The following is a 25,871-nucleotide window of genomic DNA, read 5'->3' as shown; positions in this document are numbered from 1 at the left end:
CGACTGCTCGCCGGGCGGACTACCCGGTGGTCAGTGCGGGCGGCCGGGAAGCAGTGTTCCCGGCTCGGCGGCGGCGACGCCGGTCGCTTCCGTCTTGGGGTTGCGCCGCTCCCGTCTCGCCACCCAGGTGGCCAACCAGGAGAGCAGCATGCACATGCCGATGTAGATGGGCGAGATCACCATGACGACGGGGATGAACGGCAGGTCGTAGTCGAGGTTCGACGCGATCAGTTTGCCCGCGTGGAGGAACTCCTCGTAGGTGATCAGATAGCCCAGCGATGTGTCCTTGAGCGCCACGACCAGCTGGCTGATGATGGTGGGCAGCATCGCGCGGACGGCCTGCGGGGCGAGAACGTAGGTGGTGACCTGCGTCTTGCGCATGCCCAGCGCGTACGCCGCCTCCCGCTGCCCGCGCTCCACGGAGTTGATCCCCGTACGGAAGATCTCCGCGAGCACCGACCCGTTGTAGAGGGTCAGCCCCGCGACCAGTGCCGGCAGTGGCTGGACCTTGAGCGCGACGAAGATGAAGAAGATCATGACCAGCACGGGCATGGCTCTGAAGAACTCGACCAGCAGCGTCGAGATCCAGCGCACCGGTCTGTGGGCGGAGAGCCTGCCGACGGCGAGCACGGCACCGAGGACCAGGGAGAGGACCGCCGCGTAGGCGAAGGCCTTGAGGGTGTTGCCGAGCCCGCGCAGCAGCAACTCCTGGATGCCCTCGTATGTGAAGGGCGTCCACTTGGCGCCGGTGAACTGGTCCGTGTCGATGAGCAGATACAGGATCCAGCCGGACAGCGCGAGGATCACGGCCGTCGACAGGACGCCGTAGAGAAGGTGCCGCTTGCGGGTGGCGGGCCCGGGGATGTCGTAGAGCGCGGTGGCGGAAGGGATGGCGTGGGTCATCGGGCGACTCCCCAGCGCTTCTCCAACACGTTGAAGAGCGCGCTGATGGCGAGGGTGATGATCAGATATCCGACGGCGATCCAGATGAAGGACCAGATGATGCTGTAACCGAGTTCGTTGAGGGTCTTGTAGGTGCCCAGCAGCTCGGTGACGCTGAAGGCCCCGGCGATCGCGGAGTTCTTGGCGAGGGCGATGAGCGTCGACCCGACCGGTGGGATCACCGACCGGAAGGCCTGTGGCAGGACCACGTTGTTCAGCGTCTGTCCGAAGGACATGCCCAGGCTGCGGGCGGCTTCGCCCTGTCCCGTGGGCACGGTGTTGATGCCGGAGCGCAGGGCTTCGCAGATGAAGGCCGAGGTGTAGCAGCCGAGGGCGAGAACCGCGAAGACCTGGAAGGGCAGGACCAGGCCGAAGCGCGGCAGACCCAGCAGTACGGCGAAGAACAGCAGCGTCAGCGGGGTGTTGCGGAGCACCGCCACCCAGACGGTGCCGATCGCCCGCAGGGCGCCGACGGGCGCGACCCGGAAGGACGCCATGACGAAGCCGAGCACCAATGCCAGGATCGAGGCGTAGACGGTGAGTTCGAGCGTGCCGAGGAAGCCCTTGCCGTAGAGCGAGAAATTCTCTGTCAGTACGTCCATGGTGATGGCCGGCCCCTCAGTTCGACGGGTAGCGGTCGATGGGCGGAGGTTTCGGCGCGGGCACTCCGGAAAGCCCCAGGGTCGCCTCGAACGCCTTCTTCCAATTGCCGTTCTTCTCGTTAGCCTCCAGTGCGTCGTCGAGCGCCGCGCGCAGCGCGTTGTCACTGCGCGGTACGCCGATGCCGTACGGCTCCTCCGAGAAGGGCTTTCCGACCACCTTCATCTCTTCCGGCGCCTTGGCCGCGAAGCCCAGCAGGATCGCGTCGTCCGTGGTGACGGCGTCGACCTGGAAGGTCAGCAGGTTGTCGACACAGATCGAGTAGGTGTCGTACGCGACGAGGTCCGCCTCGGGGAAATCCGCGGCGATGCGCTGGTACGGCGTGGACCCCGCCGCCGAGCAGACCGTCTTGCCTGCCAGGTCCTGCGGTCCGTGGATGTCGTTCTCGTCGGTGCGTACCAGCAGCCCCTGCCCCGCCATGTAGTACGGCCCGGCGAAGCCGACGAGCTTCTTGCGCATGTCGTTGATCGTGTAAGTGCCGACGTAGTAGTCGATCTGCCCGTTCTGGAGCGCCGTCTCGCGGTTGGCGGAGGCGATGGTCCGGAAGCGGATCGTGTCCGGGTCGAAGCCGAGCGATGCCGCCATCATGCGGGCGATCTCGATGTCGAAGCCGGAGTAGATCCCGGTGGCAGGGTCCTTCTCGCCGAGGTAGGGCTGGTCCTCCTTGGCGCCGACGACCAGGTGGCCACGCTTCTTGGCCTTCCTCCAGGTCTTGGATTCCGGCAGCTCGAAGCCGGTGTCGACCTCGTACCGGGGCAGCTCCCCGGCCTTGGGTCCCTTGACCGGCGGGCTGCCCTCCCTTCCGCAGCCGGCGCAGAGCGCGGCGATCAGGAAGCAGACCAGCACGGCCGCGATGTTCCTCGTACGCAACACGACGCCCCCTGTCAGTGCTTGAGGATCTTGGACAGGAAGTCCTTGGCGCGGTCGCTCTCCGGGGAGGTGAAGAAGTCCTCCGGAGTGCGGTCCTCGATGACGCATCCGTCGGACATGAAGACCACGCGGTTGGCCGCGGACCGGGCGAAGCCCATCTCGTGCGTGACGACCACCATCGTCATGCCCTCCCGGGCGAGCTGCTGCATGACCTCCAGGACCTCGTTGATCATCTCCGGGTCGAGCGCGGAGGTGGGCTCGTCGAAGAGCAGCGCCTTGGGGTCCATGGCGAGGGCGCGGGCGATGGCGACGCGCTGCTGCTGGCCGCCGGAGAGCTGGGCGGGGAACTTGTCCGCCTGCGAGGCGAGCCCGACCCGCTCCAGCAGCTCCCGGGAGCGCCGGTCGGCCTCGTCCTTCTTGCGCTTACGGACCTTGAGCTGGGCGAGCGAGACGTTCGCCAGCACGGTCTTGTGGGCGAACAGGTTGAACGACTGGAAGACCATGCCCACTTCGGCCCGGAGCTCCGCGAGCCCCTTCCCCTCCTCCGGAAGGGGCTTCCCGTCGATGGCGATGTGGCCGGACTCGATCGTCTCCAGCCGGTTGATGGTCCGGCAGAGCGTCGACTTGCCCGATCCGGATGGGCCGATGACCACCACCACCTCCCCGCGGCCGACGGTGAGATTGATGTCCTGCAGGACGTGCAACTTCCCGAAGTACTTGTTGACGTCCCGCAGTTCGATCAACGGATCGACGGCCATACGCTGCCCTACCCACTTATCGCTTGTGTCGAGGTCAGCGCAAACTATCCGGGGCGGGTGCGCGCCTCGGTCCCGACACGCACCGACAGCACATAAGGCTGTTTATCGCGTTTTGGCCCCGGGGCCGCTCTCCGCGGACTCCGCGTACATCTCGGAGAGCTCGGGGCTGCCCGACATCGCCCAGTCCAGACCGGCGGAGACCACATCGATCTCACGCCCCGAGGCCAGCCGCACCACGGGCTTTCCGCCCGCCAGGATGTCCCACACGGCACCGGGGACGGTACGCACCAGTACGGTGCCGAGGTAGAGACCGGCGTCGTTCCCCACCCAGGGCAGCTCCTCGGGGTCGTCGCGCCAGATCGGCGGCAGCTGGTCGAGCGCGGACAACGAGGCGGGGGTGTCGTCGAGTTCGAGGCCGCACTGTCCTGCCCGGGCGCGCAGCAACTCGCATTCCGCGAACAGCTCGGCGACGCCGTCCGGATCGGTCTCGACGACGGCCTCGAGAGCCACCTCCGGCGCACCGCCCTGGCGCTTACGCCAGTTGTCCAGGAAAGGGATGTTCATCCCACCAGGATCCCATCCCGGATGCCTTCCGCGTCACAGGGCGCGCGACTGTACCCTCTCGAGGGCCCGCCCCGTACATGACCTGGCCCTATACCTAGGATACGGCCATGACGCCGCAGAACTATCTCTCCGAACTCTTCTCGCTGGAAGGCCGGGTCGCCGTGGTGACCGGCGGCAGCTCCGGCATCGGCCGGGCCATCACGGGTGCGCTCGCCCATGCCGGTGCGAGCGTGGTGATCGTGGCGCGCAGGGAGGCGGAACTGGTGCGCGCCGTCGGCGAACTCGGCGAGGACGGCTGCCGGGCGGCCTGGGTGAGCGCCGACCTCGGCACCACCGAGGGCGCGCGTACGGCCGCAGAGGAGGCGGCGGCCACGTTCGGTGAGCCCGACATCCTCGTCAACTGCGCCGGAGTCAACCTCCGGCCGCCGATGAGCGAACTCGACGAGGACGTCTGGGACACCACGATGACGGTGAACCTCAAGGCCCCCTATCTGCTGGGCCGCAGGTTCGGACCGGGTATGGCGGAGCGCGGCTTCGGCCGGATCATCCACATCACGTCCCAGCAGGCGCACCGTGCGTTCGTGCAGAGCGGTGCGTACGGGGTCTCCAAGGGCGCCCTGGAGTCACTGGCCCGCTCGCAGGCCGAGGCCTGGTCACCGCACGGTGTCACCTGCAACACACTGGTGCCCGGATTCGTCATGACGCCGCTCAACGAACGCCTGTCGTCGGACCCCGAGCGGGTGGCGGCACTGGCCGCTCGCACGATGGCGGGGCGCAACGGGCTGGCCGGGGACTTCGCGGGCGCCGCGGTGTTCCTGGCGAGCACCGCCTCCTCCTACGTCACGGGGCAGTCGCTGTTCGTCGACGGTGGGTTTTCGGTGCACTGAGGCGATCCGGGGACCTTTCAGCCTTCGGCGCCCAAAGTCGCGTCCTCGGCTTCGGCGGCGACCGCCGCGGCGACGTCGGACGACGCGACGTCCTTGTCGATGCCAAGACCCGACAGGACGCCCGCACCTCCTTCGTATTCCAGTACGGCCAGCACGATGTGCCCCGTTCCGACGGAGTGGTGACCGAGGCGCAGTGCCTCGCGGAAGGTGAGCTCCAGGACCTTGCGGGCCCCTGCGTCGTACGGGACCAACTCGGGCACCTCGTCGGCCGCGGCCGGCAGGGCGAGCGCCGCCGCCTCCCGGACCGCCTCCAGCGGGACTCCCTGCCCGGCGATCACCTGGGCACCGAGGGAGTCGGGCTCGGCGAGGAGCCCCAGGACCAGGTGCTCCACCCCGATCTCGTCGTTGCGGGCGGCGTGCGCCTCGTTGTTGGCACCCATCACGACGTTCCTGGCCTGCTGGTCGAACTGGCCGAAGCCCCGGCTCGGATCCAGCTCCGAGGCCTCGCCGGGCCTCTTGGGCACGAACCTCTTCTGGGCGGCCTGCCGGGTGACTCCCATACTCCGGCCGATGTCCGTCCATGACGCGCCCGAGCGGCGCGCCTGGTCCACGAAGTGACCGATGAGGTGGTCGGCGATCTCGCCCAGGTGATCCGCGGCGACCACGGCCCCGGAGAGCTGCTCCAGCGTGTCGGTGTGCGTCTCCTTGATCGCGTCGATCAGGTCGTCGAGACGGATGGACGGATGGGCGCGCAGCGGTTTCGTCATGAGGCAACCCTAGGTTGACACCCATGGGGCGTCAACCCATCGTTGACAGTCGGACGGCTTTCCCGTCCCCCGCGCCGGCGTCACCGTCAGAAGTCGAGGTCCACGACCACCGGGGCGTGGTCGGAGGCCCCCTTGCCCTTGCGCTCCTCGCGGTCGACATAGCCGTCCTTGACAGCCGCCGCGAAGGTGGCGTTCCCGTAGACGAGGTCGATGCGCATGCCCTTGTTCTTCGGGAAGCTGAGCTGGCGGTAGTCCCAGTAGGTGTACGGGTGGTCGTACTTGAGGGGGCGCGGCACCACGTCGGAGAGCCCTTCCTCGCGCAGCGTGGCGAGCGCCGCCCGCTCGGCAGGGGTGACGTGGGTGGCGCCCGCGAAGAGAGCCGGGTCCCAGACGTCCTCGTCCGTCGGTGCGATGTTGAAGTCGCCGAGGACCGCGAACGGCAGTGTCCCCGCCGCGTCCCCGGCGACGGCCTTCTGCAGGGCCTCCAGCCAGCGCAGCTTGTAGGCGTAGTGGTCGTGGGTGACCTCGCGGCCGTTGGGGACGTAGACGGACCAGACACGGACGGGGCCGCAGGTCGCCGAGATCGCTCGCGGCTCCTGCACGCCCTCGTAGTCCGGACCGTCGGGCAGGCCCGTCACGACGTCCGCGAGGCCGACGCGGGAGAGCAGCGCGACGCCGTTCCACCGGCCCGTGGCGTTGACCGCCGACTCGTAACCCGCCTCGCGCAGTGCTTCGGCGGGGAACTGCTCGAGCGTGCACTTGGTCTCCTGGAGGCACAGCACGTCGGTGCCGCTGCTCTCCAGCCAGGCCAGCAGCCTCGGCAGCCGGGCGGTGATCGAATTGACGTTCCAGGTGGCGATGCGCATGCAGTAAACCTAACCGCTCCCACTGACAACCGGGTCAGAGACGGGTCGCGTCGCCCGGGCTCAGCCGGTCGTGGTCCGCCCCGCCCAAGGCGCCGATCTGCCTGTCGTAGACCGGGCGGGCAAGATCGGTGAGCAGGGCGTCGTGGATGTCGATCGCACGGCGCGGTTTCACCTCGCGTACGTAGTCGATGACCTCCGAGATCTTGTTCCAGGGGGCCATGACCGGCAGCATCAGCGTGTCCACCGGGTGGTCGGGCACCGTGAGGGCGTCGCCCGGGTGGAAGACCGAACCGTCCACGAGGAATCCGATGTTGGTGACCCTCGGGATGTCCGGGTGGATCACGGCGTGCAGTTCGCCGTGCACCTGTACCTCCAGGCCGGCGGCGGTGAACGTGTCACCGTGGCCGACCGTGTGCACGCGTCCCGGGAACGCGGCGGACACCTGCTCGGCCACACTGCGCAGGGTCCACACCCGTGCGGCGGGGTTGGACTCCAACGCGGCGCGCAGCCGCGCCTCGTCGAAGTGGTCGGGGTGTTCGTGCGTCACCAGGATCGCATCCGCCCCGAGCGCGGCGTCCTCCTCGGTGAATCCGCCGGGGTCGATGACGAGCGACTGCCCGTTCCGCTCCAGACGGACGCAGGAGTGGGCCTTCTTGGTGAGCGTGAGAGACGAAGCGTTCATGCCACCATCCTGCTACGCGGGCGGGGTGGTTTCCTCCTGGATCACGGACTGCGCGATCTCGAAGGCCGCGCCTGCCGCCGGGATGCCGCAGTAGACGGCCGTCTGGAGCAGCACCTCCTTGATCTCGGAGGGGGTGAGCCCGTTACGCAGTGCGGCCCTGACGTGCTGGGCGAGACCGCCCAGGTGTCCGGACGCGACGATCGCGGTGAGGGAGACACAGCTGCGCGCCTTGCGGTCCAGGCCCTCCCTGCTCCAGACCTCGCCCCAGGCGTAGCGGGTGAGGAGTTCCTGGAAGTCGTCGGTGAAGCCGTCGGAGGCTGCCGTCGCGGCGTCCACATGGGCATCCCCCAGCACCTCACGCCGGACCTTCATCCCTCGGTCGTAACGGTCGCTGCGCCCCGTCGGCGTGGTGTCGGGCAGGTCGGGCGCCGGAGCGATCTCCGCGACGGGGACGACGGGCGCGAACGGTGCGCCGAAGCCCGGGGCGGCGGGTGCGGGGATCGAGGCCGAGGTGTCCTGCCAGGCCGTCGAGAAGTGCGTGAGCAGCAGATCGGTCACGGCGGCTGGCTGCTCGACCGGCGCCAGATGGGAGGCACCGGGGACGAGGGCGAGCCGGGCGTCCGGGATGCCCGCGACCAGGGTCCGGGCCTCGGCGGGTCCGGTGACCTTGTCCTCGGCGCCGACCAGGACCAGGGTCGCGACACCGATGCGGGGAAGTTCCGTACGGATGTCGAAGGCGGCCAGGGCCTCGCAGGAGGCGATGTAGCAACCGGGGTCGGTGGTGCGGACCATCTGGACGGCCCACTCGACGATGGCGGGCTGGGCGGCGGCGAATCCGGGGGTGAACCAGCGATCCGGGCTGGTTCGGGCGATCGGCTCCAGGCCGTTCGTACGCACGATCACGCCGCGCTGCCGGAATTCGTCGGCGGTGCCGAAGCGGGGCGAGGCGGCCACGAGGGCCAGTGCGGCGACCCGGTGGGGGTGGCGCAGCACGAGGTCGGCACCGACGGCGCCACCGATGGAGCATCCCACGTATCCGAAGCGCTGCACGCCGACACTGTCCAGGGTGGCGAGGAGGCGGTCGGCGAGGTCGGAGACGGCGGCGGCCGGGTGTGCGGGGGCTCCGCCGTGTCCCGGCAGGTCGTACCGGAAGATTCTCCAGTGTCTGGACAGCTCGGGTATCTGGCGGTCCCACATGTGCCATGTCACACCGAGGGAGGGCCCCAGGACGAGGACCGGGGCGTCTTCTGGCCCGTCGAAGCGGTATTGCAGGGTTTCAAGGCTCTTCTCACTCACCCGCTCACGCTCCCACATCTCACATTCGCTCCGTGAGCGGGGGCCGGGGCGCTCGCCAGTCCTCCCCACGTATCCGCGGCCGGCCGTAGATCCTCCACGTCCGGCTTCACGTACCAGCGATTGGTCGTGCGGACGTCGCTGTGCCCGGCCCAACGAGCGAGCAAATGGTCGGGCACGCCGTTGTTCGCCAGGTACGTGAGGCAGCTCGCGCGAGCGTCGTACAAACGGACCCGGCGCAGCGAGTTCTCGGCCATGACTGTGTAGGCCCGCTCACGCAACTGCCGCCCGTTGAGCGCCCTGCCGAGACCGTCCACGAGCACGTACCCGTGGTCCTCGTACCTTTCCCCTGCCGCGAGCTCTTCGGCCATCTGCCCGGTAGGAATGCACAGCCACGGCTGCGGGCTCGGGCAGCAGCTCGCTGCGCAGACCGGCCCACCTTCAGCCTCCTTCGCGACGCCATCGCCCTCCGCCCGGACCTCTCCACGCCATGACCGACCAGGCGGCACCCGGCAATCCCCCGCAGGAGGTACCGCAACCCACACGAGTGATCGAACACAGCATCACAGCCCGCCTCGCCCGACCACAAAAGGAGAGGACCCGCTATTCGAAATCAGGTTCCAGATTTCCCCCGCCCCCACCCGTTACGGCGACAGCAGACCCGCCGTTACCCGATCACCTGTCCGCAGCCCGCCCCGAGGAGCCCACATGCATCCCGTACGCCGCCCTGCGCTCGTTCATCCTGCGTTCGAAAGCACCGCTGCTTCCTCGGGCGTCAGCCTTCACCTCGCCTCCGACCGCGCCGCCCTGCTCTCCAACGGAGCACGACCGGATACGAGGTACCTCGCATGACGGACTCCACGCGTCTTCCCTTCCCCCTCCACGCCTGGGTGGAGAGCGTGCTGGGCCCCCTCGCAGAATCTGACGCCGCCGGCGCTCTCGCCTACGGCCCCCGGCACGGAGACCCGCTCGTGACCGCACGCGGCCGGCGCACCGTCGAACGCCTGCTGCAGGAGGTCCACCTGTGAGCCACGCGCCTCACCTGCTGATCGCTGACGTGCCCATGTCCTGCTCCGCGCGAGCGGCTGGCCCGTCCTACCGGGCTCTTAACTGGCCGACGCAGGGAGGCAGCGAGTGAAGCGATTCTTCGGCAAGGTCCGCATGGCGGAGCCCCAGGTATCCGAGGCAGAACGCGAGCTCTTCGGCGGGCCGTTGCGTTACGACATGGGCTGGTCCCAACATGAGCACGCGGGCCTGGACTTGACCATGCGCTCAGCGCTGCGCCAGATGCCCAGACTCGTCGGTGCTGCCCTGCGGATGGCCTGGAGCGCGGATCGCCGCGCGCTCGTGGCAGTGGCGATCAGCGAACTCGGCCAGGGCATCGCCGCCGCGGTCGGCCTGCTTGCCATCAACGCGGTCATGCACGCACTGTTAGGGGGCGGAGACGCTGTTGAGCGACTGCACGCCTTGCTGCCGGGACTGCTCGCCGCCGCAGGCGTCGCCGTCGTCAACTCCGCTCTGGCCGGCTGGTCGACCTCTCGGGCCGGCCGTCTGGAGCCGAAGGTCGAGCGGATCGCCACCACTCAGTACCTCGCCGCGGCCACCGCCGTCGAACTCGAAGCCATCGACGACCCGGACTTCCGTCGTCTGATCGACATCGCCCAATACGGGCCCGCCTCGGCGCGCCGCATGATCGGCGCCTGTGTCTCCGCGCTGAACAGCAGTATCTCGCTGATCGCCACGGCCGGTGTGCTCACCATCCTGCATCCGGCACTGCTGCCCATGCTGCTGGTCATCGCCGCACCCCGCGGGTGGGGCGCCATGCGGGTGGCACAGGAACGCTACGTGTCGGTGATGAGCTGGATCGAGCACCTGCGGGCCAGTCGCCTCATCGGCAACCTCCTCACCGAACGCACCGCCTCACAAGAAGTGCGCATCCACGCCGTCGGTCCCTTCCTCCTCGACCGGTACCGGCGCATGGCCGACAGCGCAGAGGCGGAGCAGGAACGTCTGGCCTCCAGCAAGGCCGTCACCGAATGGGTCGCCTCCGCACTGTCCGGACTGGCAATGGCCGCCACCTACGGAACGATGATCTGGCTGATCACGGCCGGGCACATGAGCCTCGCCGTCGCCGGCACCGCCGTAATCGCGGTACGGACCGGGTCAGCGAGCCTGGGTGCCCTGGTGATGAACATCAACCAGCTGCACGAAGAGTCCCTCTACGTCCGGGACCATGGACAGTTCCTCATCGAAGCTGCGCAACGCGCCATTCCTCAGACCGGCAGTCCCGTCCCCGCGCAGGTCAAGCAGGTCTCCCTTGAACACGTCACCTACCGGTACCCCGACCGCGACGCACCGGCCCTGGACGACGTGACGCTCACCTTCCCCATGGGGTCGGTCATCGCCGTGGTAGGCGAGAACGGCTCCGGCAAAAGCACCTTGATGAAGATCCTGTCCGGTCTGCTCCTCCCTCACGCCGGGTCGGTGAGGTGGGGCGAGTTCGACGTTTCCGGGCTGAAGCGCTCCCAGGTCTTCGACCGCGTCTCGCTTCTCACGCAGGACTTCCAGCGCTGGCCCGTGACCGCCGCGATGAACATCCGCATCGGCCGCCCCGGCCACGACGCCTCTATGCATGACCTGCAGATGTCCGTCGACTACGCCGGAGCCGGATCCGTCACCGCCAAACTCCCCAACGGCCTGGAAAGCATGCTCGGCCGCATGTTCCGCGGAGCCATCGAACTCTCCGGCGGCGAATGGCAGAAGGTGGGCCTGGCCCGCACCCACTGGCGCAGCTCGACATCGCAGGAGGACAGCGTCCTCATCGTCGACGAGCCGACCTCCGCGCTCGACCCCGAAGCCGAGATCGCTGCCTTCGACCGCATCCGCCGCCTCGCCGCCCCGCACCGGGCCGTTGTCCTGGTCACCCACCGCATGTCCGGCGTCCGCCATGCCGACCACATCTACGTCCTCAACCAAGGGCGCCTCGCCGAACACGGCACACACGACGACCTCATCGCCGCACGTGGCCGGTATGCCGCCATGTTCGACACACAGGCCGCCCAGTACGCCCCGGCCCCGAGCGTCCCAAAGCCTGCTTCGCCCAGCGTCGTAGACAAGGCATGACCCGCCCCACCGAAAGGCAGAGCCATGTCCTCCTCTCTCCCCCCCGTCAGCACGAGTTGCCTCACAGTCCGTCCTGTCAACAGCGCAGTACGCCGCCGCCCGTCACGCTGTGTGGCTCGGCGCCGCCGCGATCACCACCGACCAGGTCAGCCGCGTTGAACCCGGCCACCAGCACTTCGACCTCCGGTTCCTCTTCCGGCTGCGCACCTCGACCGAGGTGCCGGTCGTGCTTCAGGAGGACGAAGTCGGCGGCATCGAGTGGCGACCCGCGGACCGGTTGAGCTCACCGGCCCTGCGCGAGAAGCTGCTCAAGCTCCCGCTCCAGGTCGAACCGGAGACGGCCAAAGCCTCGGCCCTGATCCACAACGACCGCGGCGAGTACCTGCTGCACCTGCGCGACTACTTCCCCGGCCAGGTCTGGGAGCCGGGCATGTGGTCCCTTCTGGGCGGCGGCAGAGAGCCCCAGGACGCCACCCTGGAACACACCGTCCGGCGCGAACTGGTCGAGGAAGCCGGCCTCGACCTCACCGACCTGACCTCGTTCGGCACCGAGTACGCCACCGACGACGACGGCGCGACCGTGCACATCGCCATCTTCGCAGGCCGCTGGAACGGTGATCCGCGAGAACTCCAGCCCCACGTCGGAGTCGTCCGCGCCGGTGAGGCTGCTGGTGACGGTGCGGATTCGGCGCCGGGCGATACGCCGGCGCCCGGGAGCTCAGGGGGCTTGACCGGTGAAAGAGCGGCTGAATTGCTGTCCTGACTGGACCATGACGCGGACGTTGCCGAGCCGCTTTCCTTCGTACCCTGTGAGGGCCTGCGCCACCGTCGATCCACGCACGCCCACTCGAATGGCCTCGGCGACGGCCTCGGCGTCGTAGAGCGACGCGCTGAAGCCCGAGCCGGTCATCGGGGTCGGCACATGTGCGGCATCTCCCACGAGGGCAAGACGCCCGTTGACAAGCTTGTCGGGGACGTACTCGGCGATGGGGGTGCCGATGACGGTACGCCGCTCGATGCAATCGAGGATGGCCTCACGCCAGGGCGACGGCCACAGGTTCTCGGCTTTGTCCGCGAGCTCGCGGAAAGTCGCCTCCGGTATGTCGGCGGAGGTGAGCGACCGGCGCACGACGTTGCCGACGACACTGCCCGTTTCGCGGAGGAGATCGTTATGGCTCGCGTCGTACCACGCCCAGCCGACCTGGCGGGAGCCCGGGGCGACGGAGCCGTCGGGGCCGGGCAGTGGGTAACCGAGAAGGTAGTCTTCTCCGCCGCTGAGGATGGCAACGTCTCGTGGCAGGCGGCGTGAAGGCGCGAGCGAGGACTCGTCGGTGAGGCCGAGCCAGATCAGGTAGCCGGCGAACGTCGCGTCGGGCTTGTCGGGTGCGACGCCGACGCGCACGACGCTTCCGTGGCCATCCGCCCCGATCACGACATCACCTCGGAACGTCTGCTGGTCCGAGGTGATCACCCACGCGGAATCCGCGTCCTGGCCGACGCTCCGTGCGATGGTGTGGGGGCGAAGCTCGATGGAGGGATCGGCGTCGACGGCCGCCCGGAGCCGGGCGTGGACCGCCATCCAGCTCTGCACACCGGGGGCCACTGAACTCAGTGGCGCCGAACCGTTCTTCGAGTGACGGGGTCCCGTGATTCGTCTGAGAAGGCCCTCACTCACCCCGCCGAGAGCAGCCCCCTTCCGGGCCCGAGGGGCGGCCCCCGATCGCTCCAGCATCGTCACGTCCACTCCGGCCTGCGACAGGGCCAACGCTGTCATCAGACCCGCGAGAGATGCCCCGACGACGATGGCGGCGCCCTGGCGCTCGTCCCGGTTCCCGGAACGGGGCACGTCGCGCATAGCTGTGGTCATGCTGTTGTTCTCCTCACGGAGTCGTCACGGTGTTGGTCGGGGCCGGCGCGCTGTGGCAGGCGCCGAGGCTTCGGTGGACATCTCGTCGGCGCTGTCCGGCGTGATCACCGGGCTCTTGCCAGAGGTGTCCCACCCCCCCCACGTAAGGGGGGACTGACCATGCAACCGGGAAGGGCGATGACGTGGGAGTCTCGGTTGTGAGGGGTACCTGCAGGGACCCCCAGGTGGCATCCCTGCGAACCACGTCTTCTGCATTACTGGGAGCTGACGGGCACTCAGTGTGAGAGCAGCGCGCCGAGGTCGATCTTCCCGCTCTGCACCGGCGCGTCGTGGGGCTCGTTGAGTCCGCCGTCGGCGATGTATAGCCGCTTTCCGCGCACCGCGGTGGCGGTGGGCGAGGAGAGGCCGTCCGAGGCGGTCAGCACGGTCCTGGTGGTGCCGTTCGGGTAGACGACCGCGATCTGGTTCTGTGTGTTCAGCGCGGCGAACACGACGTTGGAGTGTTCGCCGAGAAAGTTGAAGTCATCGATGCCAGTGAGGCCGCTGGCGACGGGGTGGACCTGGCCCGGAGTTCCGGTGGCGGTGACGGGGATCCGCAGCAGGGTGCCCTTGCTGAGGTTCGAGACCCATACGGCGCCGTTGTGGAAACGGAGTCCGTTCGCACCGTACGGCACGGGCGCGGACGCCTCGACCGCGAGGGCGGGGTCGGCCAGCCACGCGGTCGCAAGGCCGCCGGAGACCGGGACGGCCCAGACGGTGCCCATCTGGCTGTCGGCTACGTACAAGGTGCGGCCGGCCGGATCGATGGCCAGCCCGTTGGGGACTGCGCCCGCGGGCAGTGCCGCGATGCGGTGAGGAGTGCCGCCGGGCGGCAGCTTCCACACCCCGTTGCGGGAGGCGTCGGAGGACCACACGTTGTAGTAGACGGTGCCGTCGTGGTCGCGGGTGTTGCCGGTGATGCCGTCGCCCTTTTGCCCGGTGACCAGCACCGTGTGGTGCCCGGACGGCGCGATCCGCACCAGGGCGGGCCGTTCGCCCGCGGGCGTGCCCACCATCGAGACGGTCAGTGACTGGTCGGGGGCGACGGTGATGTTCTCGGGCACGTCGCCGGTGGCGAAGTCAAAGGCGGCCACGGTCTTCACCTGGTAGACGGCGGGCCGCGCGTCCGCGCGTCCGGTCGCGGCGGACGCGTACGGTGCCGAGACGATGACGGCTGCCGTCGCGGAGATCGCCGCGAGCTTGAACGGCTTCTTCATGGATATGTTTTTCGTGATCATTGCGCTCTTTCGTTCTTACCGTCGGCGCCGACGGGTACCGAGGTGTTCAGGGGCCTGGTGTCAGAAGTGGGGAGAGCCGCGCACGGCCGGGCCCAGGCCCGTGAGCCGTTGGGGCCCGGCCGCAGTGGAGCGTCAGCGGCGCTGACGACATGCCTGATCGGCTGGGGAGCTTCTATTCGGGGATCGGGAAGCCGGCGTTGTCCAGGTTGAGCGAGTCCGGGTCGGGTCCGCCGCGTACGCCGGTGTCGAGGGCGTCGATCGCAGCCACCTCGTCGGGGGTCAGGGCGAAGTCGAAGACGTCGAAGTTTTCGGCGATGCGGTGGGCCTTTACGGACTTGGGGATCGCGCAGAAGCCGTGTTCGAGGTGCCAGCGCAGCACGATCTGCGCGGGCGTCTTCGCGTGCTTGTCGGCGAGAGCGACGATGACGGGGTCTTCGAGCGGATTCGTTTCGGCGTCTCCGTAGATGTAGGAGCCGCCCAGGGGCGACCACGACTGGGTCAGGATGCCGTGACGGTCATTCGCCCTGCGCCATTCGCTCTGGGAGTAGTACGGGTGCACCTGGATCTGGTTGACGGCCGGGACGATGTCGGTGCGGGAGATGAGCTCATCGAGCTCCCCCGGCGTCTGGTTGGAGACGCCGATCGCACGCACGCGCCCGTCGGTGAGGAGCTTCTCCGCCGCCTTGTACGCGGCGATCGTCTTCTCGAAGTCGGAGGGCAGCGGTTGGTGGAGGAGCCACAGGTCGAGCTGCTCGACGCCCAGCTTGCGCAGGCTCACGTCGAACGCCCGAAGGGCCGAGTCGTAGCCGTAGTCGCTGATCCACAGCTTCGTCGTCAGGAAGATGTCGGAGCGGTCGACGTCCGAGCGGGCGATGGCCTCGCCGACCTGGCGTTCGTTGAAGTAGGCGGCGGCTGTGTCGATGAGGCGGTAGCCGCCGTTGAGTGCGGCGAGGACCGCGTCGGTCGTCTCCTCCGGGGCGCTCTGGTAGACGCCGAGGCCGAGGGCGGGCATCTGCACGCCGTTGTTCAGGGTGAGGAGCGGGCTCTGGCTGGTCATGGCGGGTTCCTTGTCGAGTAGGGGGTTGCCGGTGCGGTGCAGCGGTTGTCCCGTTGTTCCCGACGGGACGACGCGTGGGAGCCGCTGCGGCGGCGGGGGTGGCCGCAGTGGTCCAGCGGTGCGTGGAGAGCGGGGAGCTTTCCCTTGACGGCTTCGCGGCAGGGAGTCGGGGCTCCGGGTTCAGGCGGCTGGGATGTGCACCTGGGTGAGGTCGGCGCAGTACCAGGAGCCGGTGATGAAGATGCGGGCCATGGAGCCTCCCCGATGGGTGTGGGTGCGCGTCGAGGGCGTGGTTCGTCTACTGCGGGTCGCTGACGCGGGTGCTGGTGGTGACCTTGAGGGGGACATCGAGCAGGGGTGTCAGCTGGTTGAGGACACGGGTGACGTTCGGGTGGTCGGCGTGTTCAGCGATCGCTTCGGCCGAGGTCCAGCCGTCGACGATGAAGAAGGTGCCGGGCGTATCGGCCTGTTCGTACAGGTCGTAGTAGAGGCAGCCGGGTTCCGCGCGCGCTGGGCCGACGAGCTCCAGCAGGAGTTCCTTGACCCGTTCGCGGTGCGGAGCCTTCGCCCGTACCTCGCAGATGATGTGGCGCTCTTGGGCTTTGGCACTCATGGGTCCTGCTTTCGTTCTCGCGTATGCGGACACGCACGGCTTGCGGGGACGGTCTGCGCCGGCCGGTGTGGTGGTGTGATGCTCAGTTCTGGCCGGCGTAGACGCGGGTCATGCCGCCGTCGACGATGAGGTCGATGCCGTTGATGTAGCTGCTGGCGTCGGAGGCCAGGAAGACGACGGCGTTGCCGATGTCCTCCGCCGTTCCCACGCGGCCGGCCGGAATCTCCTTGGCGACACGCTCGACGTAGGCAGCGATGTCGTCGTCGCTGAGCTTCTGCTCATGGCCGTAGCCCTCGGTGGGCACGACGCCGGGGCTGACGGAGTTGACCCGGATCCGTCGGTCCTTGAGGTCGGTCGTCCAGCTGCGGGCGAGAGATCGGACCGCTGCCTTCGACGAGGCGTAGGCGGCGAAGCCGGGCAGTCCCATGTCGGCGGTGATCGATGCGTTGAGGATGATGGACGCGCCGTCGCCAAGGACGTCCAGCATGCTCTGCACCGTCAGGACGACGCCCTTGATGTTGATGCCCAGTTCGCTGTTGATCTGCTCTTCGGTGAGCTCGGCCAGCGGTGTCGCGTGCCCGCCGCCCGCGTTGGCGAAGACGATGTCGAGATGGCCGTGGCCTGCCTTGATCGTTTCGGCCACACTGAGCATGTCGCTCTTACTCGAAACGTCGGCCTGGATGCCCCGGGCGGACGGACCGAGCCGCTCGGCGGCGGCGTCGAGGACGTTCTGGCGGCGGCCGGTGATGTAGACGAAGGCCCCCTCTTCTATGAGGCGCTTGGCGGCGCCGAAACCGAGTCCGGTCGTGCCGCCGGTGACCAGAGCTACACGGCCCTGGAGTACGTGCTGTTCCATGAGTCTTTCCCTATGAGCTGGGGCCACCCCCTGCCCGGTGCAGCGCCACGAGCGCTGCACCGGGCAGGAAGGACGGTGTGTGGCGAGCCGGGCTCCGCTGAGAAACCGGCTTCTCCTGCTGGTTTTGTCCTACCGGTTGATGGTGCTCTGCTGCTGTGCGGTGTACCGCTCGCCCTTGATCTGCACCTCGGACAGGGCAGTTTCGATGCGCTGCAGGTCCTGGGCGGTGAGCTCGACGTTGTCGGCGCCGATGTTCTCCTCGAGCCGGTGCAGCTTCGTGGTGCCCGGAATCGGGGTGATCCACGGCTTCTGCGCGAGGAGCCAGGCGATGGCGACCTGCGCCTGGGTGGCCTGCTTGGCCTCGGCGATGTCGCCGATCAGCGCGATCAGCGCGAGGTTGGCCTGGCGGGCCTCGTCCTCGAAGCGCGGCAGGACGTTGCGGATGTCGTTCTCCGCGAACTTCGTGTCTTCCTTGATCGCGCCGGTCAGGAAGCCCTTGCCGAGCGGACTGAACGGCACGAACCCGATTCCGAGCTCTTCGAGGGTCGGCAGGATGACCTGCTCGGGCTCGCGCCACCACATCGAGTACTCGCTCTGTACGGCCGTGACCGGCTGCACCGCGTGGGCCCGGCGGATGATGTCCGCACCGGCTTCGGACAGACCGAAGTGCTTGACCTTGCCCTCCTGGATGAGCTCGCGAACGGTGCCCGCGACCTCTTCGATGGGGATACTGGGGTCCACCCGGTGCTGGTAGAACAGGTCGATGCGGTCGGTCTGCATCCGCTGCAAGGATTGCTCGGCGACCAGACGGATCCGCTCCGGGCGACTGTCCAGGCCGGCTGCGGAGTTGCCGTCTTTGAAGCCGAACTTCGTGGCGAGGACGACCTGGTCCCGCACAGGGGCCAGGGCCTCGCCCACCAGCTTCTCGTTCGCTTCGCCGTAGGCTTCGGCGCTGTCGAACAGGGTCACGCCACGCTCGGCAGCCGCGCGGATCAGCTTGATCGCCTCACCGGTGTCGGCGGCCGGCCCGTAGCCGAAGGTCATGCCCATGCAGCCGAGTCCGATCGAGGACACTTCCAGGCCGCTGGTTCCCAGTTCACGCTTGTTCATGTCGTTTCTCCTGTCGTCGTCGCGTCGTGGCCACCTGCGGCGTGCGGGGGGCGCGCCGCGTGTTCGTGGCCGTACATCCGGCTCCGTGGACTTCCACGAAGCCCTCTCTCAGACCCCTGACACAGCGGGTCCGCGGGGGTGGTGCTGGTCAGGCCGGGCCGTCGTCGTGGGCCAGGTCCATTCCCAGGGCGCGCGAGGCGTCCACCTGGGCCAGCAGTTCCTTGGCGTGGGTCTCGATCGCGGCGATGGCGTCGGCGCCGGCCACGAACCGCACCGGCGGCTCCGCCTGGCCGGCGACCTTCAGCAGCGCCTCGGCGAGCTTGGCCGGGTCACCGGCCTGCTGGCCGTTCATCGTCTTCCAGCCCGCGATCTGCGCCGCGGTGTTCTCGGCGTAGTCATCGACCGTCAGCGCCGGCCAGGTGGTAGAGGCTTCCACGAGCAGCTCGGTGCGGAAGAACCCCGGCTCCACCGTCGTGGTGCGGATCCCGAACGGCGCCACATCCAGGTGCAGGGCCTCCATCCAGCCCTCCACGGCGAACTTCGACGTCGTGTAGGCGGCGGTGAACTCCTGGCCGACCAGTCCGGCCAGCGACGAGATCGTCATGATGTGCCCGGCGCGCTGCTGGCGCATGACGGGCAACACGGCGCGGGTGACGTTCATCGGCCCGAACACGTTGGTCTCGATCTGCTGACGCATCTGCTGGTCGGAGACGACCTCGAAGTAGCCGGCGTAGAAGTTCGCCGCGTTGTTCACCAGGACGTCGATCCGCCCGAACCGGTCGACGGCCGCGCTGACCGCCGCGTCGGCAGTACCGGGGTCGGTGAGGTCCAGGGCGGCGACCAGAAGGTTGTCGTGCTCGCCGCCCAGGGCCTTGAGGACGGTTTCGGGCCGGCGGCCGGTGGCCACCACCTGGTGACCGGCTTCCAGCGCCTGGCGGGCGATGTCGACGCCCAGGCCACGGCCGGCGCCGGTGATGAAGAAGACCTTGCTCATGGGACGGGTGCTCCAGAGGGTTTTGGTGCGGAGTCAGCGCGTGTCGGGCTCCGACTCGACGATGCTCTTCAGCTGGGTGATCGCGGACATCGCGTTGGGCCAGCCGGCGTAGAACGCGATGTGGGTGATGGCCTTGACCAGTTCGTCCTTCGTCACCCCGTTCTCCAGGGCCTTCGGCAGGTGGAAGGCGAGCTGGTCGGCGCGGTAGAGGGCGACCAGGGTGGCGACGGTGATGAGGCTGCGGTCCCGCTGGGACAGGCCCTCGCCGGCCCACACCTCGCCGAAGAGGACGTCGTCGGTGAGCCGGACCAGTTCGGGCGCGAAGTCGCCGAGCAGCTTCTGTGCGGCGGTCTGTTCTTCAGCCATGGAGTTCATCCTTTGCAAGCGTTTGGTCTTTCACAGACCACAATCAGCCGATTTAGTGGGCTTTGATGGGGAACTCGGTGGTGTTCCGTGGTCAGGCCGCCACGCGGTCAGCCTGAGCCTTGTGCGAGGTCTCCTCGTCCGCCGCGGGCAGGGATACCTGAGGTGCGGCCGTCCGGGTGGCGCGTATCGCGGCCAGGACGAGCAGGGGAATCAGGCCCAGGCCGGCCATGACCGCGCCGACCACCTCCGGTCCGGTCACGCCCAGGGAGGTGTCCAAGGTCGTGCCCGCCAGCCAGGAGACGAGGGCGATCCCCGCGTTGAAGGCGGATACCGCCAAGGCCGCGGCGAGGGCGGGCGAGGAGTGTCCGAAGCGCACGGCCAGCGGGGTGGCGATCGATGTGATGCCCAGGCCCGTCACACCCAGGAGCACCACCAGGACGGCGGTCGCCACGGGGCTGGTGGACAGCGGGATCAGCAGGAGCAGCACCAGCACCGAGGCGACGGAGGTGGTGATGAACGTGGCCAGCGGCTTGCGGTCGCCGAGGCGCCCGGTGATGTTCGTGCCCAGCAGAGCACCGACGCCGAAGCCGACCAAAACGAGCGGTACGGCTCCTTCGGAGATCCCGGTCCGCTCGGTGAGCAGCGGAGAGATGTAGCTGTACGCGGCCATGAAGCCACCCGTGACGAGCACGGTGGCGGCAAGGACCAGCCACATACGTCCATGGCGCAGTACGGCGAGCTGGGAGCGGATGGAGGGTGTCACCTCGGCGCGGTCCTCGGCGGGGATGAACCGGCCGATGACCAGGGCAGCCATGCCCGCGAGGGCGGCCAGTGCCCAGAACGTGCCGCGCCAGCCGATCGTCTGACCGGCCCAGGAGCCCAGCGGCACACCGGCCACGATGGCCAGGCTCATGCCGCTCATCATCACGCCCATGGCGCGGGAGGTGGCAGCCGGTCCTGCGGCGGAGGTGGCCACGACCGAGCCGACGGAGATGAAGGTACCGGTGGCCAGCGCGGTGATCACACGGGCCGCGAGCACGATGGTGAAGGAGGAGCTGAGTGCGGCGATCACGTGGCCGACGGCGAAGACGGCAAGCGCCAGAACCAGGGTGGAGCGCCTGGGCAGGCGCAGCGTGGCGATGGAGATCGTGGGCGCACCCACGATCATGCCGACCGCGAACGCCGTGATCAGCAGGCCGGCCGTGGAGACGCTGACGCCCAGGTCGGCGGACACCTCGGGCAGGAGGGCCGCGATGATGAACTCGCTGGTGACCATCACGAAGGTGCCGAGGGCCAGCAGCGGAACGACGAACGGCAGCCTGGCGGGCTTTTCTCGGTGAGAAGACATGCGGAGGTAGAGCCTTTGCTGAATGTGGGGGTGAATCAGGGGGCCGCGTCGCGGGAGCGGCCGAGTGCCGGCGCCGGTTCAGCCGAAGGAGTCGGCCTTGATGCTGTCCGGGTCGGGACCGCCGCGCAGGCCGGTGTCGAGGGCGTCGACGGCGGCCCTCTCGTCGGCGGTGAGCGCGAAGTCGAAGAGGCCGATGTTCTCCGCGATGCGGTGCGGCGTGACGGACTTCGGGATCGCGGACAGGCCGTGCTCGATATGCCAGCGCAGCACGATCTGCGCGGGGGTCTTGCCGTACTTGGCGGCGATCTGCGTGATGACCGGCTCCTGCAGCGGGCTCTTGCCCGCGTGCGGGGCGTCGGGCCAGTACAGGTTCACCGCGCCGAGGGGCGACCACGCCTGGGTGACGATGCCGAGGCCGGTGTGCGCCTCGCGCAGCTCGCGCTGGATGAAGTAAGGGTGCAGCTCGACCTGGTTGACCGCCGGTACGACGTCGGTGCGCTCGATCAGGCCGTTCAGACGCTCAAGGCTGAAGTTGGAGACGCCGATCGCCCGCACCCGCCCCTCCGCCAGCAGCTTCTCCGCCGCCTTGTAGGCGGCGACCGTGGAGTCGAACGCGGACGTGTACGGGAAGTGCAGCAGGTACAGGTCCAGGTAGTCCAGGCCCAGCCTGTCCAGGCTGGTGTCGAAGGCACGCAGGGTCGCGTCGTGGCCGAAGTCGGAGAGCCACAGCTTGGTGGTCACGAAGACCTCGCGGCGGTCGACGCCGGAGGCGACGATGCCCTCGCCGACTTCCTTCTCGTTGCCGTAGACGGCGGCGGTGTCGACCAGTCGGTAGCCGTGCTGGAGCGCGGTCGTGACCGCGGTGGCGGTCTCCTCCGGTGGACTCTGGAAGACGCCCAGGCCGAGCGCGGGCATCTGCATGCCGTTGTTCAGCGTGATCATCGTGCTCTTGCCAGTCATGAGGGTTCCCTTGCATGAGCGGGGACGGACCGATACGAGGGTCGATACCGGTCGGCCCCAAAGCGGGGCACCAACCATGCAACCGCGAACGGACACGATGAGGGAGTCTCCGCTGTGAGGGGTAACGTCAGGGACCCCCAGCGGCATATGTACAGGTCAAAGCCCCGCCCCCCACTGCCGACGGCAGCCGGAGAAGGCGGGGCTGTGAAGGTCGGTTCAGTTTCCGGAGTCCGCCTCAGCGGCCTGCACATCCGCGGCCTCGGCCGTGGCGGACCAGCTCGCCAGGAGTGTCAGGGCGTCCGCGGACGCGGGAAGCACAGAGGGCCTCGGCACCTTCTCGGCCTCGGCCCTGTGCGGCGGCGCGGCCCTGTACCTGGGCGGGCTCACCTTGTTCGGCCGGGCCACCGTCGCCGTCTGGGCCCCGTTCCGCCTCGGCACCATGCTCGTGCTGCTCGCCTGGCTCCCGGCCGCCGCCGCGCTCCCGCCCCTCGCCGCGCTCGCAGGCGTCGTGGTGATCCTCGCCGCCGTAGCCGCCGTCGAGACCTGGCGGTACAGCGAACTACGACGCAACGTGCGCCACTAAGACACGGGTCACACTCAACCCGCCGCCATGCCCCAGCTGCCGGTACAGGAGGCGCCCGTTTCGAGGCGTACGACATCGTCGCCGCTGGCCAGAGCACTGGACGGACCGATCATGGGCTCGACGCCCAGGCCACGGCGCCGCCCGTCGGCGATACCGGGCAGGCGGTGTAGATCATTGTCAACAATGTCCCGACGCGTCACGGCTCAGGGGAGGGTGACACCGGAGTATCGGGCCAGCGCATCAACGAGTTCTTCCTGGAATACCTCGTCCCGAGTGGCCGGGGCCGGCTGCTGTTGTGCTTGGTGGAACCAGTACCGTCCGGTGACCTGTACTGCGGGGGCGTTGCTCCCTGCGAGCCATGCCTGGGTGACGTGACCGAGACGGAGGTCGTCGCTGGCCGCTGTGCCGCCCATGCGGGTGGGCACCCACCCCGGGTCGACAGCGTTGGTGAACACCTGCGGCCACGTGCGGGCGATGAAGAGCGCCAGCGCCGTGACGAACAGCTTGCTGTCGGAGTAGGAGTGCGTCTGGCGCGCGCCCGACCAGTCCACGTCGGTGAGATCCGGCCGCCCGCCGCGGTGCATTCCGCTGCTGACGTACACGAGCCGTGCCGGCCGCTCGATGAGCGCGGTCAGCACGTACGGCGCCACTACGTTCACCGGCAGAAGCGATGCGCCCTGCAAGACGCCCGCGTTATGAATCACCGCGTCCGTCCTGCCCAGGCGGTTCACGCGTTCGGCGACAGCCCGGACCTCGTCCATGCGCGCCAGGTCGCCGACGACGACGTGTGCTCCCTTGGCGACGAGGTCCTCGAGCGCGTCGGCGCGCTGGTCGTTCCGGGCGTGCAGGACGAGCTCGTGACCGTCCGAGATCAGGTCCTCGGCCGCGTTGCGGCCGAGCCCTTCCACGGAGCCGGTGACGAAGATGCGAGCCATGAGAAAGTTCCTTCCTAGTGCCGTGTACATGGATGCCGGAGCCTCTGTCAGTGCTCGGTGCCGGGCTGCGGCGCGGCGGCGGCGTCCTGCTCCTGGGTGGCGGCCCAGCTGGCCAGGAGCTTGAGGGCGTCAGCCCCCGCAGTGCCCGGGTCGGCGCTGTAGACGGTGATGCAGAGTCCTCCCTCGCCGGGCAGGTCGAGGGACTCGTGGACGAGTTCCATGTCGCCGACCGCGGGGTGGTGGAACCGTTTGGTGCCTTCGGTGAAGACGTGGACGTCGTGGGCCCCCCACAGGGTGCGGAAGGCATCGCTGCGCGTGGACAACTCGCCGATCAGGTTCGACAGCTCACGGTCATAGGGATCCTTGGCGACGGCGACCCGCAGGGCGCCGACCCCGTCGTGCGCCACGCGTTCCCAGTCGGGGTAGAAGCGGGTGGCGCGCGGGTCGAGAAAGACGTAGCGGGCGTTGTTGGCGGGGTCCTGCTCAAGGGTCTCGTGGTGCAGGGCGCGGGCAAGGGGGTTGACCGCCAGGATGTCCAGGCGGCTGTTGCGCACGTAGGCCGGCTGGTCGTGCAGCCCTTCGATGATGCGCAGCACGCTGGGCCGCACCGTGAGGGCCTTCGGGCGGCGGCGTACGCGGGGCGGGCCCGCGTTGGCCGCGCGGGCCAGGGTGTGGAGGTGATCGCGTTCGGTGTCGTCCAGGCGCAGGGCCTTGGCCAGCGCGTCCAGAACGCTGTCGGAGACACCGCCGAGGTTGCCGCGTTCCAGGCGCGTGTAGTACTCGACGCTGACCCCGGCGAGCATCGCGACCTCGCCGCGGCGCAGCCCAGGCACCCGCCGCTGCCCGTACACCGGCAGGCCCGCCTGCTCAGGGGTGATTTTGGCGCGGCGCGATGTGAGGAATGCGCTGACTTCGTCCCGGTTGTCCATGTGTCCAGCGTAGGAAACCAAAGGGGCTGGTGGGGGTCCCTGTCGGTACCCCTCACAGCGTGGACTCCCTCGCGCGGATGAAAGCCGGTTGTCTGGTCATTGCCCTCATGTGCAGGTTCGAGCCCGCAGGAACTTTCCTGCAGGTTTGGGGCACGAAAGATTCTGAAGACCACCGTCAACGTGCTCCTGCCCGGGGCATCAGCTTCATCGGCTCGGCAGTGCTGCGGCGCCTGGTCGCCACCGGACATTGCTCCTCCACGTCTGCCGTGTAAGACCGGGCCACGGCTCTCACCGGCGTTCCGCCCCTTCGTCCCCGAAAGACCCTCTCGTGTCCACTTCCACCAGCTCAACAGTGCAGCCCGCCACCCCCTCGCGGGGCATGACCCGCTCACTGACCCTGCTGTTCGCGTTCGCCGGCGGTCTCGCCGTCGGTAACCTGTACTGGGCCCAGCCCTTGATCGACTTCATCGCGGGCGACCTGCACGCCTCCCCAGCCAGCGCGGGCTGGCTGATCACCGTCACCCAGATCGGCTACGCAGTCGGGATCGTGCTGATCGTGCCGCTCGGAGACGTACTCGACCGCCGCCGCCTGATCCCGCTCATCACGCTGGCCTCGGCCGTCGCCCTCGCCGCCTGCGCGCTCGCCCCGTCCTTCGGGTCCCTGGCCGCGGCGATCACTCTGCTCGGCATGACGACCGTCTCCGGTCAGCTGCTGACCCCGCTCGCCGGAGATCTCGCCGCCGACGAGAACCGGGGCGCTGTGGTCGGCACCGTGGTCTCCGGGCTGCTCACCGGCGTCCTCGTCTCGCGCACCATCAGCGGACTGGTCGCCGAAGCCGCCGGCTGGCGCGCTGTCTACGCCGCGGCCGCGGTCCTCGCGGTCCTGTTCGCAGCGCTCCTGTACCGCTCCATCCCCGCGATGGAGCCCAAGACCCGCATGCCGTATCCGGCGCTCATCGCCTCCGTCGGCCAGGTGATCCGCCGGGAGCCGGCCGTACGCTGGACGCTGGTCCTCGGAGCGATCGGTTTCGCCGTCTTCCAGATGTTCTGGACCGGCCTCACCTTCCTGCTCAGTAACCCGCCCTTCTCCTACTCGGTCTCGGTGATCGGCCTGTTCGGCCTGGCCGGCCTCGCCGGAGCCCTGGCCGCCCAGCGCGCCGGGCGCCTGCACGATCGGGGCTGGTCACTGCCCGCCACCGGCGCGGCCCTCGTCCTGACACTGATCGCCTTCGGCATCTCCGCGACAGTCGGCACCTCCGTCGTCCTCGTCATCATCGCGATCGTCGTGCTCGACGTGGCCATCCAGGGCCTGAACCTGCTCAACCAGGCCCGCCTCTTCGCCGTCTCGCACGAGGCCCGTTCCCGCCTGAACACCGCCTTCGTCGCCGGCAACTTCATCGGCGGCGCCATCGGCTCCGCCGGCGCGAGCATCCTGTGGGCGCATGGCGGCTGGAGCTCCATCTGCGCCGCTGGAGCGGCCCTGAGCGTGCTCGCCCTCCTGGTCTGGGCCGCCGGCCGCCGCACCCTGAAAGCCGCGACCGCCGCCCAGAACTGACCCCGCCTC

At 68.8% G+C, this 25,871-nt stretch carries 28 protein-coding genes and 1 pseudogene; 6 read left to right on the top strand and 23 right to left on the bottom strand.

Translation table 11 applies throughout. The features are described from left to right. Positions 1-30: 30 nt before the first annotated feature. From ACFYSH_RS13080 to ACFYSH_RS13060, 5 genes are all read right to left on the bottom strand, one after another. On the bottom strand, positions 31-903 hold the full coding sequence (locus tag ACFYSH_RS13080; protein ID WP_359478329.1) for an amino acid ABC transporter permease: 873 nt from the start codon (positions 901-903) through the stop codon (positions 31-33). After that, the gene (locus tag ACFYSH_RS13075) at positions 900-1,544 is read right to left on the bottom strand and encodes an amino acid ABC transporter permease (RefSeq protein ID WP_359478326.1); all 645 of its coding nucleotides are present in this window, start codon (positions 1,542-1,544) and stop codon (positions 900-902) included. The genes ACFYSH_RS13080 and ACFYSH_RS13075 overlap by 4 nt, the downstream gene beginning before the upstream one ends. A 16-nt stretch (positions 1,545-1,560) precedes the next feature. Further along, positions 1,561-2,475, bottom strand: coding sequence for a glutamate ABC transporter substrate-binding protein (locus ACFYSH_RS13070; RefSeq protein WP_359478323.1), 915 nt, complete (start codon positions 2,473-2,475; stop codon positions 1,561-1,563). Positions 2,476-2,486: 11 nt separating this feature from the next. After that, on the bottom strand, positions 2,487-3,230 hold the full coding sequence (locus tag ACFYSH_RS13065; RefSeq protein WP_359478320.1) for an amino acid ABC transporter ATP-binding protein: 744 nt from the start codon (positions 3,228-3,230) through the stop codon (positions 2,487-2,489). A 102-nt stretch (positions 3,231-3,332) separates the two neighbouring features. Then, positions 3,333-3,794, bottom strand: a complete 462-nt coding sequence (locus ACFYSH_RS13060) for a DUF6278 family protein (protein ID WP_359478317.1) — start codon at positions 3,792-3,794, stop codon at positions 3,333-3,335. 107 nt (positions 3,795-3,901) lie between these two features. Here ACFYSH_RS13060 and ACFYSH_RS13055 point away from each other — a divergent pair, with 107 nt between their 5' ends. Continuing rightward, on the top strand, positions 3,902-4,681 hold the full coding sequence (locus ACFYSH_RS13055; RefSeq protein ID WP_359478314.1) for an SDR family oxidoreductase: 780 nt from the start codon (positions 3,902-3,904) through the stop codon (positions 4,679-4,681). Between the two features lie 17 nt (positions 4,682-4,698). Here ACFYSH_RS13055 and ACFYSH_RS13050 read toward each other — a convergent pair whose 3' ends face one another. The 5 genes from ACFYSH_RS13050 to ACFYSH_RS13030 form a co-directional block, all read right to left on the bottom strand. After that, positions 4,699-5,448, bottom strand: coding sequence for a Clp protease N-terminal domain-containing protein (locus ACFYSH_RS13050; RefSeq protein WP_359478311.1), 750 nt, complete (start codon positions 5,446-5,448; stop codon positions 4,699-4,701). Positions 5,449-5,534: 86 nt separating this feature from the next. After that, positions 5,535-6,314: an exodeoxyribonuclease III gene (locus ACFYSH_RS13045; protein WP_359478308.1), complete on the bottom strand. Its 780-nt coding sequence runs from the start codon at positions 6,312-6,314 to the stop codon at positions 5,535-5,537. Between the two features lie 34 nt (positions 6,315-6,348). Further along, entirely contained in the window at positions 6,349-6,996 is a 648-nt protein-coding gene (locus ACFYSH_RS13040; RefSeq protein WP_359478305.1) for an MBL fold metallo-hydrolase, read from the bottom strand. A gap of 12 nt (positions 6,997-7,008) precedes the next feature. After that, positions 7,009-8,310 (bottom strand): alpha/beta fold hydrolase, encoded by a 1,302-nt coding sequence (locus ACFYSH_RS13035; protein ID WP_388752254.1) that lies wholly within the window; start codon positions 8,308-8,310, stop codon positions 7,009-7,011. Continuing rightward, a complete protein-coding gene (locus ACFYSH_RS13030; protein WP_388752253.1) occupies positions 8,289-8,660 on the bottom strand; it encodes a tyrosine-type recombinase/integrase in 372 nt (123 codons plus the stop codon). Before ACFYSH_RS13030 ends, ACFYSH_RS13035 begins: the two co-directional genes overlap by 22 nt. A gap of 477 nt (positions 8,661-9,137) precedes the next feature. On the opposite strand from ACFYSH_RS13030, the gene ACFYSH_RS13025 reads away from it, so the two are divergent. The 3 genes from ACFYSH_RS13025 to ACFYSH_RS13015 all read left to right on the top strand — a co-directional run bounded on the left by ACFYSH_RS13025 (position 9,138) and on the right by ACFYSH_RS13015 (position 12,175). After that, positions 9,138-9,317: a hypothetical protein gene (locus ACFYSH_RS13025; RefSeq protein WP_388752251.1), complete on the top strand. Its 180-nt coding sequence runs from the start codon at positions 9,138-9,140 to the stop codon at positions 9,315-9,317. Positions 9,318-9,423: 106 nt separating this feature from the next. Further along, the gene (locus tag ACFYSH_RS13020) at positions 9,424-11,412 is read left to right on the top strand and encodes an ABC transporter ATP-binding protein (protein ID WP_359478293.1); all 1,989 of its coding nucleotides are present in this window, start codon (positions 9,424-9,426) and stop codon (positions 11,410-11,412) included. 109 nt (positions 11,413-11,521) lie between these two features. Next, a complete protein-coding gene (locus ACFYSH_RS13015; RefSeq protein ID WP_359478290.1) occupies positions 11,522-12,175 on the top strand; it encodes an NUDIX domain-containing protein in 654 nt (217 codons plus the stop codon). On the opposite strand, the gene ACFYSH_RS13010 is transcribed toward ACFYSH_RS13015, so the two are convergent. From ACFYSH_RS13010 to ACFYSH_RS12960, 11 genes and pseudogenes are all read right to left on the bottom strand, one after another. Continuing rightward, positions 12,131-12,883 carry an FAD-dependent monooxygenase gene (locus ACFYSH_RS13010; RefSeq protein WP_388752356.1) on the bottom strand — a complete coding sequence of 251 codons (753 nt, stop codon included), beginning with the start codon at positions 12,881-12,883 and terminating at the stop codon, positions 12,131-12,133. The genes ACFYSH_RS13015 and ACFYSH_RS13010 overlap by 45 nt on opposite strands. 222 nt (positions 12,884-13,105) lie before the next feature. Next, positions 13,106-13,267, bottom strand: a pseudogene (locus ACFYSH_RS13005) (FAD-dependent monooxygenase); the annotation flags it as partial. Positions 13,268-13,554: 287 nt separating this feature from the next. Then, the gene (locus ACFYSH_RS13000; RefSeq protein WP_359478287.1) at positions 13,555-14,535 is read right to left on the bottom strand and encodes a hypothetical protein; all 981 of its coding nucleotides are present in this window, start codon (positions 14,533-14,535) and stop codon (positions 13,555-13,557) included. A 193-nt stretch (positions 14,536-14,728) separates the two neighbouring features. Next, a complete protein-coding gene (locus ACFYSH_RS12995) occupies positions 14,729-15,613 on the bottom strand; it encodes an aldo/keto reductase (protein ID WP_388752248.1) in 885 nt (294 codons plus the stop codon). 298 nt (positions 15,614-15,911) lie between these two features. Next, positions 15,912-16,226, bottom strand: coding sequence for a putative quinol monooxygenase (locus tag ACFYSH_RS12990; protein ID WP_388752246.1), 315 nt, complete (start codon positions 16,224-16,226; stop codon positions 15,912-15,914). A gap of 82 nt (positions 16,227-16,308) precedes the next feature. Next, a complete protein-coding gene (locus ACFYSH_RS12985) occupies positions 16,309-17,082 on the bottom strand; it encodes an SDR family oxidoreductase (RefSeq protein ID WP_359478278.1) in 774 nt (257 codons plus the stop codon). A 129-nt stretch (positions 17,083-17,211) separates the two neighbouring features. Further along, positions 17,212-18,192, bottom strand: a complete 981-nt coding sequence (locus tag ACFYSH_RS12980; protein ID WP_388752244.1) for an aldo/keto reductase — start codon at positions 18,190-18,192, stop codon at positions 17,212-17,214. A 148-nt stretch (positions 18,193-18,340) separates the two neighbouring features. Then, positions 18,341-19,186 (bottom strand): SDR family NAD(P)-dependent oxidoreductase, encoded by an 846-nt coding sequence (locus tag ACFYSH_RS12975; RefSeq protein ID WP_359478272.1) that lies wholly within the window; start codon positions 19,184-19,186, stop codon positions 18,341-18,343. 33 nt (positions 19,187-19,219) lie between these two features. Next, the gene (locus ACFYSH_RS12970; protein WP_359478268.1) at positions 19,220-19,552 is read right to left on the bottom strand and encodes a carboxymuconolactone decarboxylase family protein; all 333 of its coding nucleotides are present in this window, start codon (positions 19,550-19,552) and stop codon (positions 19,220-19,222) included. A 91-nt stretch (positions 19,553-19,643) separates the two neighbouring features. After that, entirely contained in the window at positions 19,644-20,900 is a 1,257-nt protein-coding gene (locus tag ACFYSH_RS12965) for an MFS transporter (protein WP_388752241.1), read from the bottom strand. Positions 20,901-20,978: 78 nt separating this feature from the next. Continuing rightward, positions 20,979-21,860 (bottom strand): aldo/keto reductase, encoded by an 882-nt coding sequence (locus tag ACFYSH_RS12960; protein WP_359478262.1) that lies wholly within the window; start codon positions 21,858-21,860, stop codon positions 20,979-20,981. 265 nt (positions 21,861-22,125) lie between these two features. Between ACFYSH_RS12960 and ACFYSH_RS12955 the strand changes: the two genes are divergently transcribed. Continuing rightward, positions 22,126-22,443, top strand: a complete 318-nt coding sequence (locus tag ACFYSH_RS12955; protein ID WP_388752239.1) for a low temperature requirement protein A — start codon at positions 22,126-22,128, stop codon at positions 22,441-22,443. A 203-nt stretch (positions 22,444-22,646) separates the two neighbouring features. Here ACFYSH_RS12955 and ACFYSH_RS12950 read toward each other — a convergent pair whose 3' ends face one another. Together ACFYSH_RS12950 and ACFYSH_RS12945 are read right to left on the bottom strand one after the other, a co-directional pair. Continuing rightward, positions 22,647-23,378, bottom strand: a complete 732-nt coding sequence (locus ACFYSH_RS12950; protein WP_359478259.1) for an SDR family NAD(P)-dependent oxidoreductase — start codon at positions 23,376-23,378, stop codon at positions 22,647-22,649. 47 nt (positions 23,379-23,425) lie between these two features. Next, positions 23,426-24,307, bottom strand: coding sequence for a helix-turn-helix transcriptional regulator (locus tag ACFYSH_RS12945; RefSeq protein WP_359478256.1), 882 nt, complete (start codon positions 24,305-24,307; stop codon positions 23,426-23,428). Positions 24,308-24,686: 379 nt separating this feature from the next. Here ACFYSH_RS12945 and ACFYSH_RS12940 point away from each other — a divergent pair, with 379 nt between their 5' ends. Beyond that, positions 24,687-25,862 carry an MFS transporter gene (locus tag ACFYSH_RS12940; protein WP_388752236.1) on the top strand — a complete coding sequence of 392 codons (1,176 nt, stop codon included), beginning with the start codon at positions 24,687-24,689 and terminating at the stop codon, positions 25,860-25,862. Positions 25,863-25,871 lie beyond the last annotated feature (9 nt).

Origin of the sequence: Streptomyces sp. NPDC005791 (genome assembly GCF_042871485.1) — a bacterium.
In the GTDB taxonomy this organism is placed as follows: domain Bacteria; phylum Actinomycetota; class Actinomycetes; order Streptomycetales; family Streptomycetaceae; genus Streptomyces.
The sequence above is the reverse complement of the archived record's forward strand: the minus strand, read 5'-3'. Positions and strand labels throughout refer to the sequence as shown.

Coding starts and splice junctions, on each gene's coding strand:
- ACFYSH_RS13060 (WP_359478317.1), bottom strand. CDS start 3,794: ATGAACATCCCTTTCCTGGACAACTGGCGTAAGCGCCAGGGCGGTGCG.
- ACFYSH_RS12940 (WP_388752236.1), top strand. CDS start 24,687: ATGACCCGCTCACTGACCCTGCTGTTCGCGTTCGCCGGCGGTCTCGCC.
- ACFYSH_RS13000 (WP_359478287.1), bottom strand. CDS start 14,535: ATGAAGAAGCCGTTCAAGCTCGCGGCGATCTCCGCGACGGCAGCCGTC.
- ACFYSH_RS12985 (WP_359478278.1), bottom strand. CDS start 17,082: ATGGAACAGCACGTACTCCAGGGCCGTGTAGCTCTGGTCACCGGCGGC.
- ACFYSH_RS12945 (WP_359478256.1), bottom strand. CDS start 24,307: ATGGACAACCGGGACGAAGTCAGCGCATTCCTCACATCGCGCCGCGCC.
- ACFYSH_RS13040 (WP_359478305.1), bottom strand. CDS start 6,996: ATGAACGCTTCGTCTCTCACGCTCACCAAGAAGGCCCACTCCTGCGTC.
- ACFYSH_RS13025 (WP_388752251.1), top strand. CDS start 9,138: ATGACGGACTCCACGCGTCTTCCCTTCCCCCTCCACGCCTGGGTGGAG.
- ACFYSH_RS12995 (WP_388752248.1), bottom strand. CDS start 15,613: ATGACCAGCCAGAGCCCGCTCCTCACCCTGAACAACGGCGTGCAGATG.
- ACFYSH_RS13050 (WP_359478311.1), bottom strand. CDS start 5,448: ATGACGAAACCGCTGCGCGCCCATCCGTCCATCCGTCTCGACGACCTG.
- ACFYSH_RS12980 (WP_388752244.1), bottom strand. CDS start 18,192: ATGAACAAGCGTGAACTGGGAACCAGCGGCCTGGAAGTGTCCTCGATC.
- ACFYSH_RS13030 (WP_388752253.1), bottom strand. CDS start 8,660: ATGGCCGAAGAGCTCGCGGCAGGGGAAAGGTACGAGGACCACGGGTAC.
- ACFYSH_RS12990 (WP_388752246.1), bottom strand. CDS start 16,226: ATGAGTGCCAAAGCCCAAGAGCGCCACATCATCTGCGAGGTACGGGCG.
- ACFYSH_RS12950 (WP_359478259.1), bottom strand. CDS start 23,378: ATGGCTCGCATCTTCGTCACCGGCTCCGTGGAAGGGCTCGGCCGCAAC.
- ACFYSH_RS13055 (WP_359478314.1), top strand. CDS start 3,902: ATGACGCCGCAGAACTATCTCTCCGAACTCTTCTCGCTGGAAGGCCGG.
- ACFYSH_RS13035 (WP_388752254.1), bottom strand. CDS start 8,310: ATGTGGGAGCGTGAGCGGGTGAGTGAGAAGAGCCTTGAAACCCTGCAA.
- ACFYSH_RS12970 (WP_359478268.1), bottom strand. CDS start 19,552: ATGGCTGAAGAACAGACCGCCGCACAGAAGCTGCTCGGCGACTTCGCG.
- ACFYSH_RS13065 (WP_359478320.1), bottom strand. CDS start 3,230: ATGGCCGTCGATCCGTTGATCGAACTGCGGGACGTCAACAAGTACTTC.
- ACFYSH_RS12975 (WP_359478272.1), bottom strand. CDS start 19,186: ATGAGCAAGGTCTTCTTCATCACCGGCGCCGGCCGTGGCCTGGGCGTC.
- ACFYSH_RS12965 (WP_388752241.1), bottom strand. CDS start 20,900: ATGTCTTCTCACCGAGAAAAGCCCGCCAGGCTGCCGTTCGTCGTTCCG.
- ACFYSH_RS13075 (WP_359478326.1), bottom strand. CDS start 1,544: ATGGACGTACTGACAGAGAATTTCTCGCTCTACGGCAAGGGCTTCCTC.
- ACFYSH_RS13045 (WP_359478308.1), bottom strand. CDS start 6,314: ATGCGCATCGCCACCTGGAACGTCAATTCGATCACCGCCCGGCTGCCG.
- ACFYSH_RS12960 (WP_359478262.1), bottom strand. CDS start 21,860: ATGACTGGCAAGAGCACGATGATCACGCTGAACAACGGCATGCAGATG.
- ACFYSH_RS13080 (WP_359478329.1), bottom strand. CDS start 903: ATGACCCACGCCATCCCTTCCGCCACCGCGCTCTACGACATCCCCGGG.